We start from the raw sequence: 17,012 nt of genomic DNA, 5'->3' as shown, positions 1-17,012 counted from the left end.
AGCGCATAGTTACATATCTAAAGATGATTGCAACAACATGCGCAACAAAGGGATGCATTTTCAAAATCTGAGTCAATGGGATAATAGTCAAAAGCATCATGAAAACAAAGGCTGGATCAAATTTAGAAGATGAACTGACATCCTAAGCAATTACCCCAGAAAACGATAACAGAACGTCTTCAAGGGCATCAATTGGCTATGAAAATTATTTCGATACTTTTGTAAAAACAAAAACAAGCGCCTTCATATGAGAAGGCGCCTAGTACGTGCTATTCAGCTGATTCTTCTAGTACGTTTCTGATGTCAGTTCAAGCTATCTTCGTTTGTTGTATCTAGTCTCGATTGTCGTAAGTCCAGCCTTTATTTGTAATCGATATAACAAACGTTAAGGAGTCAAGCCGGACCAGAGACTGATCAATTGTTGAACCTCCGTATCCAGTGTTTCTTTAGCATCAGAAGAGACTTGATTGCGATTAGAATTCATATCCAGGTGTTTTACCAAATCATTTAACGACTTGACCGCCTGCGGCCCATGCCCTTTACTGTCATGATGTTCCGCTTGCTCAAGTCGGTTGCGAAGCTTGTGCAGCAGCGGTTCGCGGATGTCTCCGGAAGCCTCGTAGCTATCCAGCAGCCTTGAAACAGGGGCAACGCCGATTTGCCCTTTAACGTTCCATAAGCGTTCATTCAATCTGTTTTTGCTGCCTCCATCCGGCAGCCTGCCGACCTTCTCTACAGCGTCGACGGCTGAGTGGAGAGTCAAGGAAGCCTCGGCCTTGCGAACCGCCTCCGCGGCCTCAACAATTTGCTCCTCCAGCGAGCCGGGGAGAATGTCGCTTTCACTCCAGTTTAAATAGACATCGCCATGGATATCGGTCATTTTTCCTTCCCGGGCAATGATAAAGCTGCGGCGTTTGATCTCTTCTCCGGGAACTCCGTCCTTGGCACTGAAATACAGCTTGGCCATCTCTATGGCACTCGAGACAGGATCTTGTTTTTTGGCCAAATCGCTGTAAAGCGCATCCTCCGGCCGATTCATTTTAAATGCCACCCTCACCTCTCCGGGAACGTCGGTTGTCACAGTGACCTGTGCTTTATCGACAAGAGAAGCGGGAAGCTCATACGATTGAAAATCGACTTTATCCGGATCAAATATAACGGTAAAATGGCCCTCTGTGAAATGATCGGCGAGCGTGATCTTCGGCACAACCGACAATCGATTCGGCTGGCTTAGATCTGCTGCAAGCGTCATAGTAAACCTTCTAACATACGAATCCTTCACATATTCATAGATTCGATCATAGACGGTCCGCTTAATGATCGATGTCGCATCGGCCGCTTTGTCCGGTTGGAGCGGAAGATAGGCGTTGGCCCCGTCCACGATCGGCGTCGTAGCCAAATAATATACGTTGAACGTGTCTTTCATATGCCCTTCTGTTATGCCATAGTTCAAATATTGGGCCAGAGTATGATAATCATTATATTCTACCTCAACGGAAGCGCCGACCTTGCGGGCAATATCGGCCGTGGCCGGCAGAACTCCCTTTTTGTAGAAGTTAAAGGCATAGTTGGGCTGAATGGATGCAGCCGTGAAACCAAGCTCTCTCCACAGATAAGGGGATTGCGACTGCAGATAGGGCACCCATGTGAAAAAGTAATTTTTGCTCTTCAAGTAATCTGCCGTGCCCCTAATCACTTCAAAATCTCCCATGTCAAATATTTTTTCAGGGACCCAGTAATAGCTGTTTAAGGTCAGATTGTTATAGCCTGCCTGTGCAAACCTTTTCTCGACTTCGTCAATATACCAGCGAATGGCCGCTTTTTTGTTCTCCAGTGCGAGCCGCGCCATTTCCATCTTGCCTGCTTCGCTATCGGGATCGCTCACCTGATCGGCAAAATCCTGTGGTTTAAGGCTGACTTGACGACCGTCTCCGTATAGATCTCCAAAATCGGAGCTGGCTGTCAATTTCGGAATGGCAAAGTTTATTCTTACTTTTTTATCCGTGCCCAGAAGGGCGTTTAATTCGCCGGCCGCCTTGTTAATGGCTCCGAGCTGGGTGTCTTCCTGAAAAACGAAATCCAAGTATGAACGGTAATCGGCCTGAGTTGCAAAGATGCCGAAGCCGTTGGAATCAAACCCGGAAGGCGTGATGATCGCAGCCACCGTCGAAAAAAGAATATCATCGAACAGCCAATCGGTATAATTCCCCTTCAGATCCTGGTATCCCAGGACGCTGAGCACCTTTTCTTTGGTCCAATTAGTAATTTCCGGATCTTTATAAGCCCCTGTAGGGAACAGAAATTGATCGGACATATAGGCGGTTTCCTGTGATCCCGGAGCCGGAAAGCGGTTCACTTCAGGATTGTCCGGATCGGGCTGAGCCTTGGGGGGGTGAGCTCCGTTCACAATTCCCTCATACCCCGAAATCTCGACTTCGTCAGCCCAACAGTTCACATCGACCACGAAGGTGATTTTAATAAATCTCGCCTGGATATTCATAGGCTCTGTGCCTACTTTATCAAGCTTGTATTTTTTCAGATGAATATCTTTATCAGGGGCCGGCTTCACATTCTCAAAGTACAGCGGAACATCGGCTTCCGCCTTGCCCAGAAAGACGTAATTTTCCCCATCGCCGGAAGCATAATATCTGACATTAAGCGGAGGAGCAATCCCGACATCGCTTCTTTGCCCGAAGCCTATCGATAGCTCGTTAATCGTGCTGAGCTGCTCCAGGTCAAAGATTAGTTCCCGCTTGGAATCCCGGTAAAATTTAAACCAGGTGGAATCTCCCCAGTCATTCCTATTGGCGGGGATCTCGTCCGTCAGCTTGTACAATTCATTCAACGGGGAACCGTAGTCCGGGATGTTCATTTGATACATGATATTGGCGTCGGGTTTCACCACCTCGGGAATTCGTCCGTGAGCGAGGTTAATCGGTCCTGAAGTCGGCCCCTCCTGTGCGGAAGCCGGCAGATTGCCTCCCCACCATAACACTATTGCCAAACAACAAACTACGGCAGAATACCATCCTTTTTTTATTCGCATTGCAAAACCTCCTTGTTTTGTATTCGCTTTCAAAGCAAACGGGAAAACGTCAATGATCACCTCCTTCCCTTGTTGTTCATGTCCTTCCCGGCTCTAAAAGGCATAATTGAATGGAGAAAAGCCTGCGGAACCGGCAATTGATAGAATCGACCTTAAGAAAAGGAGGTGCGGGATGAGACACGCGTGCCATCCATAATCGTTTGTTTCACTTTCAGTTTTTGGCAAGTGGTCGCGTAAGTGAACCTCCTACTTACTCGCGCTAAGCTTTCAGTTTCGCAAGGCGCGCCGACAGGCGCGCTTGCGGCTCGGGTAGGAAGATGGCGTGATCACACATCCCACCCTTCCAATGTTAAATTCACTTTCATGGCGTCTCAGCACCAAGAAATTAAAAAAACTCCTAACGAAGACTCTTCGAAGATGAATAACCCGGTATTAGAGGTAGCTTTTTATGCCAATTAGAAAGTTGTTCTATTTTAAAGCTTTAATGAACTTAAACTTTCTAATGTGGTAAAAAAAGCTTCTAACGAAGCCTCTTCGAAGACGAATAACCCGGTTTTAAAGGTAGCTTTTTATGCCAATTAGAAAGTTGTTCTATTTTAAAGCTTTAATGAACTTAAACTTTCTAATGTGGTTAAATGACCTCCAGCTCGTCTTTCCCCGGAAGAGGTGGGAAGTTCGTAAATGGTTTCGACTGATACCAAAATACCGTGGATGCAATATCATCCTTAAGCGGAAGATATCTTCCTTCGGAGCGCCAGCCCAGCGCCTGTATAGTTACCCGCAAATCCTGCTCAAACCGGATAGGATCGAGCACATGCCAGCGGTACATGCCGAATCGCTGCTGGCTGCGATACAGGCCGTCCGGCTTGATGACCTGATGCATTCCAAGGAACGGCGTGGAGTAAATGCCGTACTCCCCCTGCGGCTGCTCCCAGTTCCAGGCACCTCCGAAATAATCCTCCGTTCCCGTTCCACAAATGGTCGGGTATTCTTCATCCCCATCCAAGTAAAATTTGATTTCCCCCTCCCCGAACCAGCCATTGTTGTTGGATTGCCAGGCCAAATAGGTTCCTACATAATGCCCCTGCCCCTGCACGCCATCCAGCAGCGTATGAACTTCCTTGTACGGCAGCGGATTGCTCCGGCGCCACTGTGCATGGAAATATCCCGCATCCTCGGGCACTTCGGTCAGTGTATAGTCAATTTGGTAAAATAAAATCGCCGTCTCATTCGACCGGTTCTCCATCGTAATTTTGGCCGACTTTTTAAATGGCATTTCCCAATAACAATTGAAGCCTCCAGCCGGATTAACGGCAACCGGGAGCGAAATCACGTTGCTGCGCTCGCACCACCCATTGCAGAAGAAGTCGCCAAGAGGAACCTCCACGGAAGGCTTATCTTCACCGTCCCAATACATTCTAAGAATCCACGTTCTCCAGGTCGTCGGAAAGCTGGTCATCCAAATATGCTGAATAGCGCCCGGCCCTTCGATCTCCGCCACCGTAAATGTAGTGTTAGCCGGAATATGTACGGACGGGGAAATTTTCCACCCCTGGCCCAAATCCCGCGCAAAATCCTTTCCGGTTCCCTCGGTTGCCATACCTCCCTTTCCTTTGTCACCGGTAAAGTTCTCCGCGCTGATGGATCTTGTCTTCGCCGGCGATAACCTCGACAAATTGCCCATCCCCATTCCAAGACCGTTAAATGGCTGCATTAAAATCCTCCTCTATCCATATCGTTATGCTTCAAATAGTAATGGATAAAATAAGGAGTGGCTTTAGCCTAAATTAGCAAATGGTTAACTGATTCTGCTCTTATGGACATTTCCAAACATAAACAAAGCTCTCCCCTACGTCAGACAGAGAAAGCCACGACAAGTATTTCACGCAAACCGTTTTGGGCAGTTCGTCTACAACGAAAAAAAACGCGCCCTTGCGGGCGCGCGTAAAAGGAGCTTGATCAAATTGGACGAACATAAAAATTATCTATTATGCAAGACTATTAGGATCTCTTTCATATTCCATAAAGCCGTTAAATTCCCTGTGCTTGAACGGAAGTAAGTGAGCCGGAGCGAGCCGTTCCCGTCTCGCCGGTTTGCAGCTGATACATTCGGTAATAGCGCCCCTGCTTACTCATCAGTTCGTCGTGTGTACCGCGTTCGACTATTTCTCCGCGGTGCAGGACCAGTATCTGATCGGCATCCTTGATCGTAGACAACCGATGAGCGATGATGAAGGTCGTTCTTCCTTCGCTCAATACCTTGAGCGCTTGCTGAATCAGCCCTTCCGTTTCGCTGTCAATGCTTGCGGTGGCCTCATCCAGAATGAGGATAGCCGGATTATAAGCGAGAGCCCGCGCGAACGAGATCAACTGCCGCTGGCCGGCCGACAAAGTGCTTCCCCGCTCTACAACAGGTGTGTCATAGGCTTGCGGAAGCTGCTCGATGAAGGGGGCCGCCCCGACATCCTTTAGAGCCTGCTTCACCTGCTCCGGCCCGATCGAAGAGTCATATAAGCTCACATTGAATTTAATATCGCCGGTGAACAAGAACGGGTCCTGCAGCACAATTCCCATATGCTTACGCAATTCCTGCTTCGAGTACTCGCTAATTTCCCGGCCGTCAATCCGAATCGACCCCGAATTCACCTCGTAGAAACCGAGCAGAAGGTTCATGATCGAGCTCTTACCCGAGCCGGTATGTCCGACTAGAGCGACCGTCTCGCCTTTCTTCGCTTCGAACGAAATCTCTTTGAGCACATATTCCTCTCCGGTGTATGCGAAGGACACGCGATCAAACTCCACATGTCCTTCCGGCCTCTTGACGGTCTCTTTGCTCGTTTCTACAATTTCATTCTCGGCCGGCTGGTCCATCAGGTGAAATACCCGTTCGGCGGAGACGAAGGCGCGTTGGGCGTTGAGCAATTGATCGAAGATACCGATAATCGGCTGGGCGAAGCGGCTCAAGTAATCGATGAAGGCATACAGCACCCCGAATGAAATGGCTGCCTGCAGCGAATCGCCTCCAAACTTCCAGATCACTCCGGCTGTAACCAAACCGATGATCAGGCTGACGGCATTTCTGGACGACAAGGAGAATACCCGGAACTGCTTCTTCTGATTGACGTAGCGGTCCTCATTCAGTACCTCAAACTCTTCAATGGTCTTCTTCTCCCGGCGAAAGGCCTGAATGATCGGCATCACATGAATCGATTCGTTCAGCTTGGCGTTCATATCGCTTAACCGCGCCCGCATGATCGTTACGTAAATCTTGGAGAAGCGCAGATGAACAACCATGATGACGACAAAGACCGGGATAAGCAGCAGCGTAAGCAGAGCGAGCTTCATATCTAGAATGAAGAGAGCCACAATAATTCCGATCATATTGACGCCGCTGACAACGAACGTTGCCATGAAGCTCATGAACAATTCCTTAATAGCTTCCGTGTCGTTGGCTATCCGAGATACAACGGCACCGATAGGAGTATTATCAAAATAACGAATAGGAATCCGCTGGATATGATTCATGACATCAGTGCGCATTTTTTGGATAATGCCAAGAGCGGCCGATTGCAGCAGATAGGACTGGATAAAGGTAAAGCCGCTCGAAGCCAGCAGCAGGATAACATACAGACCGATCAGCCATAGAACCGGTTTGAAGTCGTAGCTGTAGAATTGTATAATTTCCTCCTTCGTTAGCTTCGCGGCGGGATAAGACTGTGTCTGACCGTCGCTAACCACCTCGACGCGATCATCGGATACCGGACTCCACGCGGCACCCGGCGGAATGTCCCCGACAATGAGATAGAAGGAAGCCCCTATGGCCGATATGCTGGCTTTCTCCCATTGCTGCGGAATTTCTTGTCCGTTCTCAAGCCAATCGCTCCGCACGAAGGAACGATCCTGGTATTGGACAGCCTGGACTCCTTCCGGAACCGTGGCGGGATCTGCCGCATACCAAGGCTTCTCAATTCCCTGAATGTGCTGGTCGATTATAACCTTGGCAATGTAGGGCCCTGCTAATTGCGCCGCCGTGGCCGCAAACAGAATCAATAGAGCGAACAGAATGGTTTTCTTGTAAAGAAGGGCATACCGGAATAGCCGCCTGGCCAAAGCCGGCTTCGGTTTATTCGCCATCTGCCTCTCTCCCTTCCCCCATCAAACTGGCTTCCAACTGCTGCTTGTCGTACTGCTGTCTATACCAGCCCCCCAGATTCATGAGCTGTTCATGTGTTCCTTCCTCCACAATACGGCCTTCCTCCAGGACGATAATCCAATTGGCATGGCTGACAGCCGATAGGCGGTGGGTAGAGATCCAGGTCGTTTTGCCTGCTCTTTCCCTGCGCAGATTGTTAAGAATAGCGCTTTCCGTCCTGGCGTCGACAGCCGACAAGGAATCATCCAAGAGCAGAATTTCCGGATTCACAAGCAGTGCCCTGGCAATCGCCAACCGCTGCTTTTGCCCTCCTGAGAGCATAACCCCGTTCTCTCCTACAATGGTTTGGAGCCCGTCCTTCATCTGTTCCACATCGCCCGCGAATGAGGCCATCTCAACAGCTCTACGAATTTCCTCCTCCGTCGCCTCCGTCTTGCCCAACGCAATATTTTCCGCTATCGTCTTGGAAAGCAGCATATGCTCTTGCGGCACATAACCGATCCAGCTGCGAATCCGCTCTATCGATATTTGTTCTATGGGCACCCCCGAGATGAATACCTTATGCGGCTCCACGGGATAAAGGCGAAGCAGCTGCTTCAGCAAGGTGCTCTTGCCGCTTCCTGTGCGGCCTACCACACCCAGCGTCGCTCCCCGTTCCACCCGAAGGGATATCCCTTTCAGGCTGTCGGCATTCGAGTCCGGATAACGAAAGGTCAGACCCCGAATCTCCAAACCGAGAGGCTGCGCAACTTCAAGCGGCTGATCCGGTTCGCGGACATCGGCTTTCTGCCCGAGGGAGGCTTCCAGACGGTCTACGGAAGCGTTGCCGCGCTGAAGAATGTTAATGAACTCACCGAACGCAATCATCGGCCAGACAAGCTGCCCCAAATAAATATTGAACGTCACCAGCTGCCCCAGTGACAACTCTCCGTGAAAAACAAGATAAGAGCCATAACCGATCCCAATCGAATAGCTGATCCCGACAATGGTCGAAATGACCGGCTGGAACATGGCGCCAATGAAAGCGACCTTGCGGTTCTTGTTCATAACGTCTGTCGTAACCTGGTGGAAGGAGGCGGCATCATGCGTCTCCTGCACATAGGAACGGATAACCCTCATACCCGAAATCGATTCAAGCGCTTGATCGTTCATCCTTCCGAAAGCTTCCTGTGAGGCAAGAAACCGCTTCCTCATAGCCTTTCCCAGCCGACTGATCGCAAACGCCAGGAACGGCATCGGAATAAGTGCTGCCAGCATAAGCTTATAGCTGGTAAAAAGGATCATCGTTCCCAGGACTACCGTTATTCCCACAACGGTATTAACCAGAGTAAGGACACCGAAGCCCGCTGTTTGGCTGACGGCCAAGACATCGTTCGTTGCCAGCGCCATCAAATCTCCCGTCCGGTTGCGCTGGAAGAAGGATGGGGTCATTCGTGTCCAATGCCTCATCAATCGGCTGCGCATCGTCTTCTCCAGCAGGATCGAATTGCCGAACAAGGTGGTCATCCAAATATAATTGACCACATAGGTAATAACGGCCAGCCCCAGCAGTAGGCCGACCATGGTGACGAGCCCCTCGCGGGTTAATGACGAGACACGGATCGAGTCAATCAGCTGGCCGACCAGTCTAGGCGGAATCATACTTCCCAGGCTGATTAAAGCCATTAAAGAGATAGCCGTCACATACTTCATCCATTGCTGCTTAAAAAACCATTGCAATTTAATAACGAACGACATTCCCTCACCTCATATCATAAATAGACAGGCGAATTTCCCCGGAGTCCCAAACAACCCTGATTCCGGGCCTTTTGCATAAAAAAGTCTGTTAGAATTTCATTATAACAAACATATGTTCCTTTAATCTAGCGTATGAGAAAAACTTATTGGAGTATTTCATGGATGAGCGACCGCGTTTAAAGGATGTTTTTATCGCCAATAGAATTTGAAGTTATTCAGCACGCAATAAACTTATGCCTTCGGACATCGAATTCAGGCATCCTCTTGATCTTATAGTTATATTTGCGTTTCAAAATTGAAATGCTCCCTACAGAGAGATTTATTATTCTAGCATACCTGCCCGCTAATTAAGCCGGAATATTTGAGTATAACTGTTTTTTACCAAAGTTCATTAAATTTCCTTTCATGTATAAAAAAACAAAATCATTACCAATATAAGTATAGATCCATCTAACTATTTCCGGACATATCAATGAAATGGAGGTCTGACCATGAGAACATTAAATATATTGTCCTTAATTTTGCTGATCGTCGGAGGGTTGAACTGGCTGCTTTTCGGACTTTTCCAATGGGACCTGGTTGGGGGAATCTTCGGCGGCATGGATAGCGTCTTATCCAGAATCATTTACGTGATTGTAGGGATTGCAGCGATCTATGCATTTACACTGTTTAATAAAGTTGCCGATGATCATCGTACGGAAACAGCTGAATAATCCCTCCAAGGATAAACGGCTATCGCCGCCTTTGGAGAGTCGCGTTTACCGATAAGGTGAAACTTATACGCAAAAAGAAGGCATCCCCGGATGCCTTCTTCGCTGACGTCATTCCTTCTTCTCTGCCGGACAATGGCTCTACGGATATACGTACTCACTCCGGCAGATAGGCACTCTTACTCCATTATCTCTACAGCGCCCTCATTTCGCCGAATCACATCGATAACCTCATCATAATCCTCCTCCGCCGCCTGACAGGAGAGGACATATTTGAAGCCTTTCAAGGAATTTTCATCTGTGCCGTTAGCTTCCGCAGTTGAATCTATCTCGTTATTCCGGCCCAATTCCTTCCAGACGATGGCCGCGCCAATCCCTCGATCAGCACCGGATACTCCGGCTCCCGACCCCATAACCGTGCCGTCTGTCGTTCCTGCGCCTAGTGCGAATGGGGCAAGCAATCGCGCACTATTCTCCATCCCTTCCGGAAGCTCTCCGATTTCCATTTCGGAGACGGAATAGGTTTGCAGCTTCGTTCTTGCACTCTCCGCGTCGTCCTCTGTTCTGAAATACGCCTGGATTCTTCTGGCCATTGCTCATCCTCCTCTGCAAGGGTATTATGATTTGTTTATTTTTTCTATACTTTGTAATACCCTATTTCACCGGTTTCTAACCGGATCGCTGCAGAGGGGCGTACTTGCGTATCCAGGAGAAGAGCAGCAGCCCGCCCATCAGGCCGGCCTCGGCCATGAAGAATACTCCATCCCAAAATGCGGCGCTGGTGAACGGTTCGCCCAACTTGGGCAAGCTTAGTGCAAAAGCAAAAATGAATTGCGGGAAAAAATAGACGGCAAACAGAAGAAGGCTAACGGCTAATCCGGCAACATAGAAGCAGGCATAGCCCTTCACCACCTTCTCCTCGTCTCCGTAAACGACCGACTTGTCCTCCTTCAGGAAAGGAAGGTAACGGCTTAGCCATGCGCGGCTGTTCTCCATTAAATTATAGGTGCCTAATGCATTCTCAATGACATAATACAAGTCCGTCTTCATGAAGAACAGGCACTGATATACGATAGTAATGAAAATGTAGAACGCCACGGTGCCCATGACGGCAGAAAGCCATTGCAAGCTGTCTCCCGACAGCAGGCGAACCATTAGAGCGGCAAACAATAACACGGTATCGAAGCATATCCCGCCCAAGTAAGGGACATATCTCCTGCGGGCAGGCAGCCTCCAAACCGCATTCATGTCGGTTTCAAAGACGACGAGAAACAAGCGATGCCCTACTCCTAGTCGGGAACTCAGCCCTTCCGCCCTTACCGCGAGAAAATGCCCCAGTTCATGGAATAACACGACCAGTAAAGACATGACAAGCCATACAACGGAGTTCACCAGCATCCAATCACTGACGAAAAAATCTCTGTAGTGGGGGAACAAATCGGGCCGAATCACGAATATCGCGATAACGGCAACGAACAGCACAGCATATAGGGCAAGCGAGAACGGGTTAAAAAAAAGCTTCCCCACCTTGTCGGAAATCATTAACCGTTGACCCGTATCATCAATCCTGCGGCTTGATTCAATCTGCCGGCCATCCACCTCTTGAACCAGCCCGAGCTCCAGCAACTGATTGGCAAAGGCGATCATATCCACTTCCTCGGAAGGATATTTGCTCTGCAGCAGCTGTTCTATGTCTCCCAGCGCCCTATTTTCTCCCAATAGTTGTATAGCCTCTACACAGACAACGGGCATCTCGTAGAAATCCCCGCTTTCCGGCTCCTCCACGATATAATTTTTGCGTTTTTCATGAATGGTGATCGCCCGTAGTTTCATCCGGCTATCCGGAGTCAGCTCCATGCTCCCGCTCCTTTCCCCTGAAACCTTATCCTCTATGAATTAGAAAAAGGATGCCGCTGCAACAGAAGCATCCTTTTTCACAATGATCCCTTATCTTCTCCAACCGCACCACCAACAAGTCAACTTGATTCTGGAAAGCTTACGGATTTTCACTTTGCTTCACCTCCTCGAAATGGTTCCTATTGGAAGCCTATACATAAGAAGGCTTACTTTATGTTCATCTTCGTCTGGGCGTAGTAATGAGACGCCCACGAAGGATAAACCTCAACGAATATATCGATAAGTCCCGGATCGAATTGAGAGCCTTTACCTTGCAATATTCTCTGATAAGCCATATCCAAGGATAAGGCCGGCCGATATGAGCGGTCGGTTGTCATCGCGTCGAATGCGTCCGCAATCGAAGCAATGCGTGCCAGCAGCGGAATCTCTTCGCCTTTGAGACGATCGGGGTATCCCTTGCCATCCCATCTCTCGTGATGATACCGGATGACGTCAATACTCTCCTGCAAGCCCTCTATATTCTTGACAGCCTCTGCTCCAACAATGGGATGTTTCTTAATAATCTCGTATTCCTCATTCGTCAGATTGGACGGCTTCATCAAGATATCATCGCGTATATGTACCTTGCCGACATCGTGCAGCAAGCAAGCATAATAATAACTCTTCAGCTCTTCCTCGCTGAAAATTTCCATCTTGCGTGCAAACAGGTTGGCGTACTGGGCAACCCGTTCGCTATGTCCTCGGGTATAGGGATCCTTCAATTCCAGTGCAGCTATAATTCCTTTGACGATCTCTTCCAACTGGTTATTGTAAGATTGCCTGATCGCTTGAACGTACCCTTCGAAGCGGTTGAGCAGAATGAACGCAATGACCGTTAAACAGACAACCAACAGAATGGGAAGCAGAACTTCAGGATTTCCAAGGATTACCCCGACGACAAGATATTTCATAATCGTGCCGACCGAAACAACCCAACAGAAGGTCTTGTTGATGAATACTGGAGAGAACAAGACCAGAAAGAGCTCTACGACATTGCCGCTGGTATACTCTGCTTCAGAGTCTGAGAAAATAATGATTTCGCCAATCACTGCACTTAACATGTAAGCAATAAAAAATATGTACTTGATCTTCTCCGGTTCATTCCGCCGCAGCAGATAAATGGCGATCACAAGAAGAACAATCTGGACGAAATAATCTCCAAATCCGACCCAATAATTCTCAAATCCGAATTTCGGGTCTTTAATAATCATAGGAAGAAGATAATAATAGGAAGCATCATAAGAAATATTGATTAAATAAAATAAGAACAGAAACAGCTTGACCGTTTGACGTTCTTGATGGTTGAGTGTGTCATGTAAAAGACCTTTTCGCATAAGTTAATTACCTCAATAGCAAAGGATTAGTCACTGCCGCATGTCCTTCCTAACATATTTCGTCACAGAATGACTATTTCCTTCTATCAGCTATAGAGAAATCCATGTTTTTCTAGCGAAAAGCTCTTGAACATGTCCGAGTTTGTCGGATCATGCCAATGTCCTGTTCTAAAAACTTGATTTTTTTGCTATTTTATACTATTTTTTTAAATAAATCTACCATTTTACCGAAATAATTCGCTTTCATTAGTAAAACTGGGAATTTCATAGAGATGCCCGCATTCCGGCCAATGGACGAAATGCGGGCACACTTGTTTCTTGTGGAAATCATCAGACAATGGCGCCGGCTTTGCGCTGCAGCAGCTCCCTTGCCTTCTCCACATCGTCCGGGTGGACTAATATTTTATACTGTCCCTGACTTGACGGCCCTGCCGGTCCGGCCATCCCGACTGCGGCTCCTTGCGGATCCGTTGATCTCAGTTTGCAGCGTATTCCTTGTTCCTTGAGCAAATTGTACTTGTACTCCGCATCCTCCATCTGTGCACCGGTTCCAACAAATACCGTTGTCCATCCGGTCCGCGATTTCCAAATGACTACAGCGATAATGGCCACAATTAGCAGTATCCATAACCACGTCATTTTTAACACCGCCTTTATAGGAGTTATACTTCCAATAAGAAGTTACCCCAAATCATATGCAGCGAAACACATTGCCCATTCATATTTTTGTAAAATTTTCGCAAATTCCGTTACTGTCATGATCCAAAATTGGGGTAACGTGTGCCAAAGGCTCCTGTACGACATCGGATAGGTCGCAGCGGCCGCTTGTTTTTATATCTTCTTGCCCCTGTTCGGAGTGTGAGATTTGCAGATCCGAAGAGCATCCGTTTCTGTTATTTGGGTGACGGTCTCCGACGGTGGGAGGTTATTTTACTTTTGTTATTAAGGTTCATCTGGTAAAGTAGACTTGCACAGTTTATTCGTTGATGGAGGGAATTTAATCATGGGAGAAAATCCGATCAGCTTTCATTTTAATCTGGCTGTGGACTATATAGGCCGCGGTGCACTGGGTGCGGCATCTAATTTGTTCTACCGGACGATACTGCTTGATCCCGGACATTACCAATCATGGGTGAGTCTCATATTTGGACTGGGAATTATGAAGGAAACGGCCGAGCAGCAAGTTTTGTTGGCCCGATACGTCAAGCGGGACCTGCCGTTTGTGAAGGAGCTGATTGGCTCCGCTCTCAGCGCCTACAGGCATAATCCGTATGCACTGGCCGAATGGCTGCAGCTTTATTCCGAGAAGGCGGAAGAGAAGGACCGCGAGATGCTTATGCATATGATCTCCGACCTGGAGGAAATGATCGCCAAGAATGAATCCAGGGGTACGAAGGAAGAGCAGCCCAAGCCCCCTACCGTAGCCGAGATCGCGGACCATAAAATTTATTTGGACTGGATCATGGAGAAGAAACCGGATGAGATTTACGACCTGATAGAACCGTTGATGAATCAGCCCAAGTCTATGGAATTGGGCGTCCGTATGCTAACCTACTTTCCAGGTTTGCGGGCCGAGAAGATGCTGAGACGGGTATGCCGCAGTGAAGCAGCCTCTAACAAAACGAAGACCCGGGCCTTGATCGCCCTTCATTGGCACGGTACGACCGGAAATGTCAAATTGATCAAATTCGGCGATTCCTTCGTCGTTAATCTCCAGAAGCCGGAGCCCAAATTAGACTTGAACCTGCCCAAGCCTTATGAGTCTCTGATCGAATGGGTTATTCTATGGTGGGGTGAAAATCACGGCCTTATCGAAACCCAGGAGGGGGGAGCCGCGGAAACGAGAGAGCTCACCAAGGAGCAGAGGCAGAAGATTGAAGCTCAAATGAACCCTAATATTGTGGCCGCTGCGGAATCGATCATGAGGGAAACCTATCTTCACTACTATCCTCGGGTTGCCCCGATTATTAACGAGATAGACGAATGGGGAGCGGCTCTGCTCCATATTCTGAAAGCTTTCTCGAGCAATTGGGACGAGCCGTGGACTTCCCCTCTCCCCGCCTTACAGGGAGGGGCCGAGTTGAAGCAGGAATGGCTGCTTAAAGCTCTTCTCCTTAAGGAAGCCCCCGAATCCGAAGACATGGACAACAATGATGGGCAGGAGGAAGAAGCCGCGGAAGAAACGACCGACCGGAATGAATAAACCGGCTGCACCAGACACCTGCCAGCCGCCCCCGACATATGCTGGAGCATCGGGAGGTCGGGAGTATGAGCGGGTTCTGGGAGTCATTGGCCATGCTTTACTTAATTGCGGCTGTAGGCTATGCCGCCAAACGGAAGGGAATCATCAACGATTCTGTCGATCTGGCAGTGGTCCGGCTGCTGCTTCAGATCACCCTCCCTTCCCTGATCATCGTTTCTTTGGACTTGCCATATTCGGCAGAACTATTCGGGGATTTTGGCTGGCTGCTGCTGCTTTCTTGTTCAGTCCTGGGAGCGGCGGCATGGCTGGCCTATCTATTAGCCCGTTGGAGAAAATTGCTTCCTGTACGCAGCGGCGTCTTTCAAGGGGCCGTCATATTTGGAAATCAAGGCTTCCTGGGGCTGGCTGTTTGCCTGACTGTTCTGCCCGATAATGGAGTAATCTATGCCGCCGTTTTTAATATTCCCTACCTTCTGCTAATCTGGACCTACGCCATCTATCTGGTGGCCGGACGGCCTCCCCAATCAAACCGAAAACAATTTCTGCTGAATCCCGGAATTGTTTCCACAGCCGCAGGGGTTCTTATTTTCCTGCTTCCGTTTAACCTCCCGGGAATCATCCACGATATGCTTTGGACGATAGGCTCCTCGACAACTCCCCTGTCCATGCTGCTGGTCGGCAGTATGGTCGCGAACATGTCTCTGAAAGAGATGCGTGAGTATTTCGGGAACAAGGACCTGCTTATCGCCGCCACAGCCCGCTTGCTGATTGTCCCCCTCCTTCTCATTCCCGCTGTTGTGCTGCCGATTCGGGCCGAAGTGCTGGCAGCCGCTGTCCTGTTGTCAGCCATGCCCTCCGCTCCGACCATATCCCTCTATGCCCGGCAATACGGCAGAGACGAGCGTTTCGCTTCGATGACCGTCTGCCTGACCGCATTACTGTCTCTGGGTACCCTTCCCCTCGTTTATTATGTATTGAGTATCATCTCGGCAGTTTAACCGGCCTGCTGGCATTGTTTACCGGTTTTATTTCATTGCCGTTTCGCACAAAACTATGCTACAATTTCATGAAAGGGGAATGTACGTTCCCATTATGTACGCATCACGTTATTATAGATTGCCGTTAACGGCTGGAGGAGGGAACATACGCTACTCAATATCTATAAACCTTTAGTATACTCTATACCAAATGATATAGAGGTGATGTAATAAAGCTGTACGGAATTGGCGACTTTTCGAAGTTGATTGGCGTTACGCAGCAAACTTTGAGGATATGGGACAAGGATAAACGGCTATCGCCGTCCTTAGGACGTGCGCGTTTACCGATGAAATATAAAAAAAGCTCCTAACGGAGCCTCTTCGAAGACGAATAACCCGGTTTTAAAGGAAGCTTTTTATGCCAATTAGAAAGTTTGTCCCATTTTAATGCTTTAATGAACTTAAACTTTCTAATGTGGTAAGAACAGGTATAGATGAAAACTTATACTTTCTTATATTTTAAAAAAGGAAAGCTAAAACCCCATCATGTCAGCGCCAGCGGATACAGCGTCACCGTATTTAGTTGTCAATTGCAAGGGAACGAGCGAACAAAGCGAGAAAGATGCTCAAGGAGTTGATGGAAGATGATTCTTGCGAAAAAAGTCAGAATCAAACCGACTCCTGATCAGGAACAAGCGTTATGGCGTTCGGCCGGGGCGGCTAGGTGGGTATACAATTGGACGCTGGCTCGTCAGGAAGAAAACTATCGGAATGGCGGCAAGTTTATTCCTGGTGGGGAGCTGCGAAAAGAATTGACGAAGCTGAAGCAGACGGAAGAATATGCGTGGCTGAACGATATATCTGCCCAGACAACGAAATAAGCCGTCAAAGACGCATGTGATGCCTACAAGAAGATGTTCAAAGGACAATCCGGGAAACCGAAGTTCAAAAGCAGA

The 17,012-nt window shown here is 48.5% G+C and carries 12 protein-coding genes and 2 pseudogenes; 6 read left to right on the top strand and 8 right to left on the bottom strand.

What is annotated here, in order from left to right; all coding sequences use genetic code 11:
- Nucleotides 1-385: 385 nt before the first annotated feature.
- The 4 genes from FS806_RS22005 to FS806_RS21990 all read right to left on the bottom strand — a co-directional run bounded on the left by FS806_RS22005 (nt 386) and on the right by FS806_RS21990 (nt 8,936).
- Nucleotides 386-3,046, bottom strand: a complete 2,661-nt coding sequence (locus FS806_RS22005) for a DUF4855 domain-containing protein (RefSeq protein ID WP_144940976.1) — start codon at nt 3,044-3,046, stop codon at nt 386-388.
- Nucleotides 3,047-3,677: 631 nt separating this feature from the next.
- Nucleotides 3,678-4,760: a glycoside hydrolase family 172 protein gene (locus tag FS806_RS22000; RefSeq protein ID WP_144940973.1), complete on the bottom strand. Its 1,083-nt coding sequence runs from the start codon at nt 4,758-4,760 to the stop codon at nt 3,678-3,680.
- A gap of 317 nt (nt 4,761-5,077) precedes the next feature.
- A complete protein-coding gene (locus FS806_RS21995) occupies nt 5,078-7,180 on the bottom strand; it encodes an ABC transporter ATP-binding protein (protein ID WP_144940970.1) in 2,103 nt (700 codons plus the stop codon).
- The gene (locus FS806_RS21990) at nt 7,170-8,936 is read right to left on the bottom strand and encodes an ABC transporter ATP-binding protein (protein WP_144940966.1); all 1,767 of its coding nucleotides are present in this window, start codon (nt 8,934-8,936) and stop codon (nt 7,170-7,172) included. Before FS806_RS21990 ends, FS806_RS21995 begins: the two co-directional genes overlap by 11 nt.
- Before the next feature lie 491 nt (nt 8,937-9,427).
- On the opposite strand from FS806_RS21990, the gene FS806_RS21985 reads away from it, so the two are divergent.
- On the top strand, nt 9,428-9,649 hold the full coding sequence (locus FS806_RS21985; protein WP_144940963.1) for a DUF378 domain-containing protein: 222 nt from the start codon (nt 9,428-9,430) through the stop codon (nt 9,647-9,649).
- A 176-nt stretch (nt 9,650-9,825) separates the two neighbouring features.
- On the opposite strand, the gene FS806_RS21980 is transcribed toward FS806_RS21985, so the two are convergent.
- From FS806_RS21980 to FS806_RS21965, 4 genes are all read right to left on the bottom strand, one after another.
- Nucleotides 9,826-10,239: a hypothetical protein gene (locus FS806_RS21980; RefSeq protein WP_144940960.1), complete on the bottom strand. Its 414-nt coding sequence runs from the start codon at nt 10,237-10,239 to the stop codon at nt 9,826-9,828.
- 76 nt (nt 10,240-10,315) lie between these two features.
- On the bottom strand, nt 10,316-11,503 hold the full coding sequence (locus FS806_RS21975; RefSeq protein ID WP_144940958.1) for a hypothetical protein: 1,188 nt from the start codon (nt 11,501-11,503) through the stop codon (nt 10,316-10,318).
- A gap of 206 nt (nt 11,504-11,709) precedes the next feature.
- Nucleotides 11,710-12,876, bottom strand: a complete 1,167-nt coding sequence (locus tag FS806_RS21970; protein ID WP_144940955.1) for an HD-GYP domain-containing protein — start codon at nt 12,874-12,876, stop codon at nt 11,710-11,712.
- A gap of 330 nt (nt 12,877-13,206) precedes the next feature.
- Nucleotides 13,207-13,515: a putative signal transducing protein gene (locus FS806_RS21965; protein ID WP_144940952.1), complete on the bottom strand. Its 309-nt coding sequence runs from the start codon at nt 13,513-13,515 to the stop codon at nt 13,207-13,209.
- Between the two features lie 364 nt (nt 13,516-13,879).
- Between FS806_RS21965 and FS806_RS21960 the strand changes: the two genes are divergently transcribed.
- From FS806_RS21960 to FS806_RS21940, 5 genes and pseudogenes are all read left to right on the top strand, one after another.
- Complete coding sequence (locus tag FS806_RS21960) at nt 13,880-15,079, top strand: hypothetical protein (protein WP_144940949.1); 1,200 nt, start codon at nt 13,880-13,882, stop codon at nt 15,077-15,079.
- A gap of 65 nt (nt 15,080-15,144) precedes the next feature.
- Nucleotides 15,145-16,077, top strand: a complete 933-nt coding sequence (locus FS806_RS21955; RefSeq protein WP_186328484.1) for an AEC family transporter — start codon at nt 15,145-15,147, stop codon at nt 16,075-16,077.
- Nucleotides 16,078-16,286: 209 nt separating this feature from the next.
- Nucleotides 16,287-16,427, top strand: a complete 141-nt coding sequence (locus FS806_RS27140; RefSeq protein ID WP_144941002.1) for a MerR family transcriptional regulator — start codon at nt 16,287-16,289, stop codon at nt 16,425-16,427.
- 198 nt (nt 16,428-16,625) lie between these two features.
- A pseudogene (locus tag FS806_RS27240) lies at nt 16,626-16,741 on the top strand (IS607 family transposase); the annotation flags it as partial.
- Nucleotides 16,701-17,012, top strand: a pseudogene (locus FS806_RS21940) (helix-turn-helix domain-containing protein); the annotation flags it as partial. The pseudogenes FS806_RS27240 and FS806_RS21940, both read left to right, overlap by 41 nt.

The sequence above is a fragment of the Paenibacillus sp. 32O-W genome, from assembly GCF_007679495.1.
Taxonomy (GTDB): Bacteria; Bacillota; Bacilli; order Paenibacillales; family NBRC-103111; genus Paenibacillus_L; species Paenibacillus_L residui.
The sequence above is the reverse complement of the archived record's forward strand: the minus strand, read 5'-3'. Positions and strand labels throughout refer to the sequence as shown.

Coding starts and splice junctions, on each gene's coding strand:
- FS806_RS22005 (WP_144940976.1), bottom strand. CDS start 3,046: ATGCGAATAAAAAAAGGATGGTATTCTGCCGTAGTTTGTTGTTTGGCA.
- FS806_RS22000 (WP_144940973.1), bottom strand. CDS start 4,760: ATGCAGCCATTTAACGGTCTTGGAATGGGGATGGGCAATTTGTCGAGG.
- FS806_RS21995 (WP_144940970.1), bottom strand. CDS start 7,180: ATGGCGAATAAACCGAAGCCGGCTTTGGCCAGGCGGCTATTCCGGTAT.
- FS806_RS21990 (WP_144940966.1), bottom strand. CDS start 8,936: ATGTCGTTCGTTATTAAATTGCAATGGTTTTTTAAGCAGCAATGGATG.
- FS806_RS21985 (WP_144940963.1), top strand. CDS start 9,428: ATGAGAACATTAAATATATTGTCCTTAATTTTGCTGATCGTCGGAGGG.
- FS806_RS21980 (WP_144940960.1), bottom strand. CDS start 10,239: ATGGCCAGAAGAATCCAGGCGTATTTCAGAACAGAGGACGACGCGGAG.
- FS806_RS21975 (WP_144940958.1), bottom strand. CDS start 11,503: ATGGAGCTGACTCCGGATAGCCGGATGAAACTACGGGCGATCACCATT.
- FS806_RS21970 (WP_144940955.1), bottom strand. CDS start 12,876: ATGCGAAAAGGTCTTTTACATGACACACTCAACCATCAAGAACGTCAA.
- FS806_RS21965 (WP_144940952.1), bottom strand. CDS start 13,515: ATGACGTGGTTATGGATACTGCTAATTGTGGCCATTATCGCTGTAGTC.
- FS806_RS21960 (WP_144940949.1), top strand. CDS start 13,880: ATGGGAGAAAATCCGATCAGCTTTCATTTTAATCTGGCTGTGGACTAT.
- FS806_RS21955 (WP_186328484.1), top strand. CDS start 15,145: ATGAGCGGGTTCTGGGAGTCATTGGCCATGCTTTACTTAATTGCGGCT.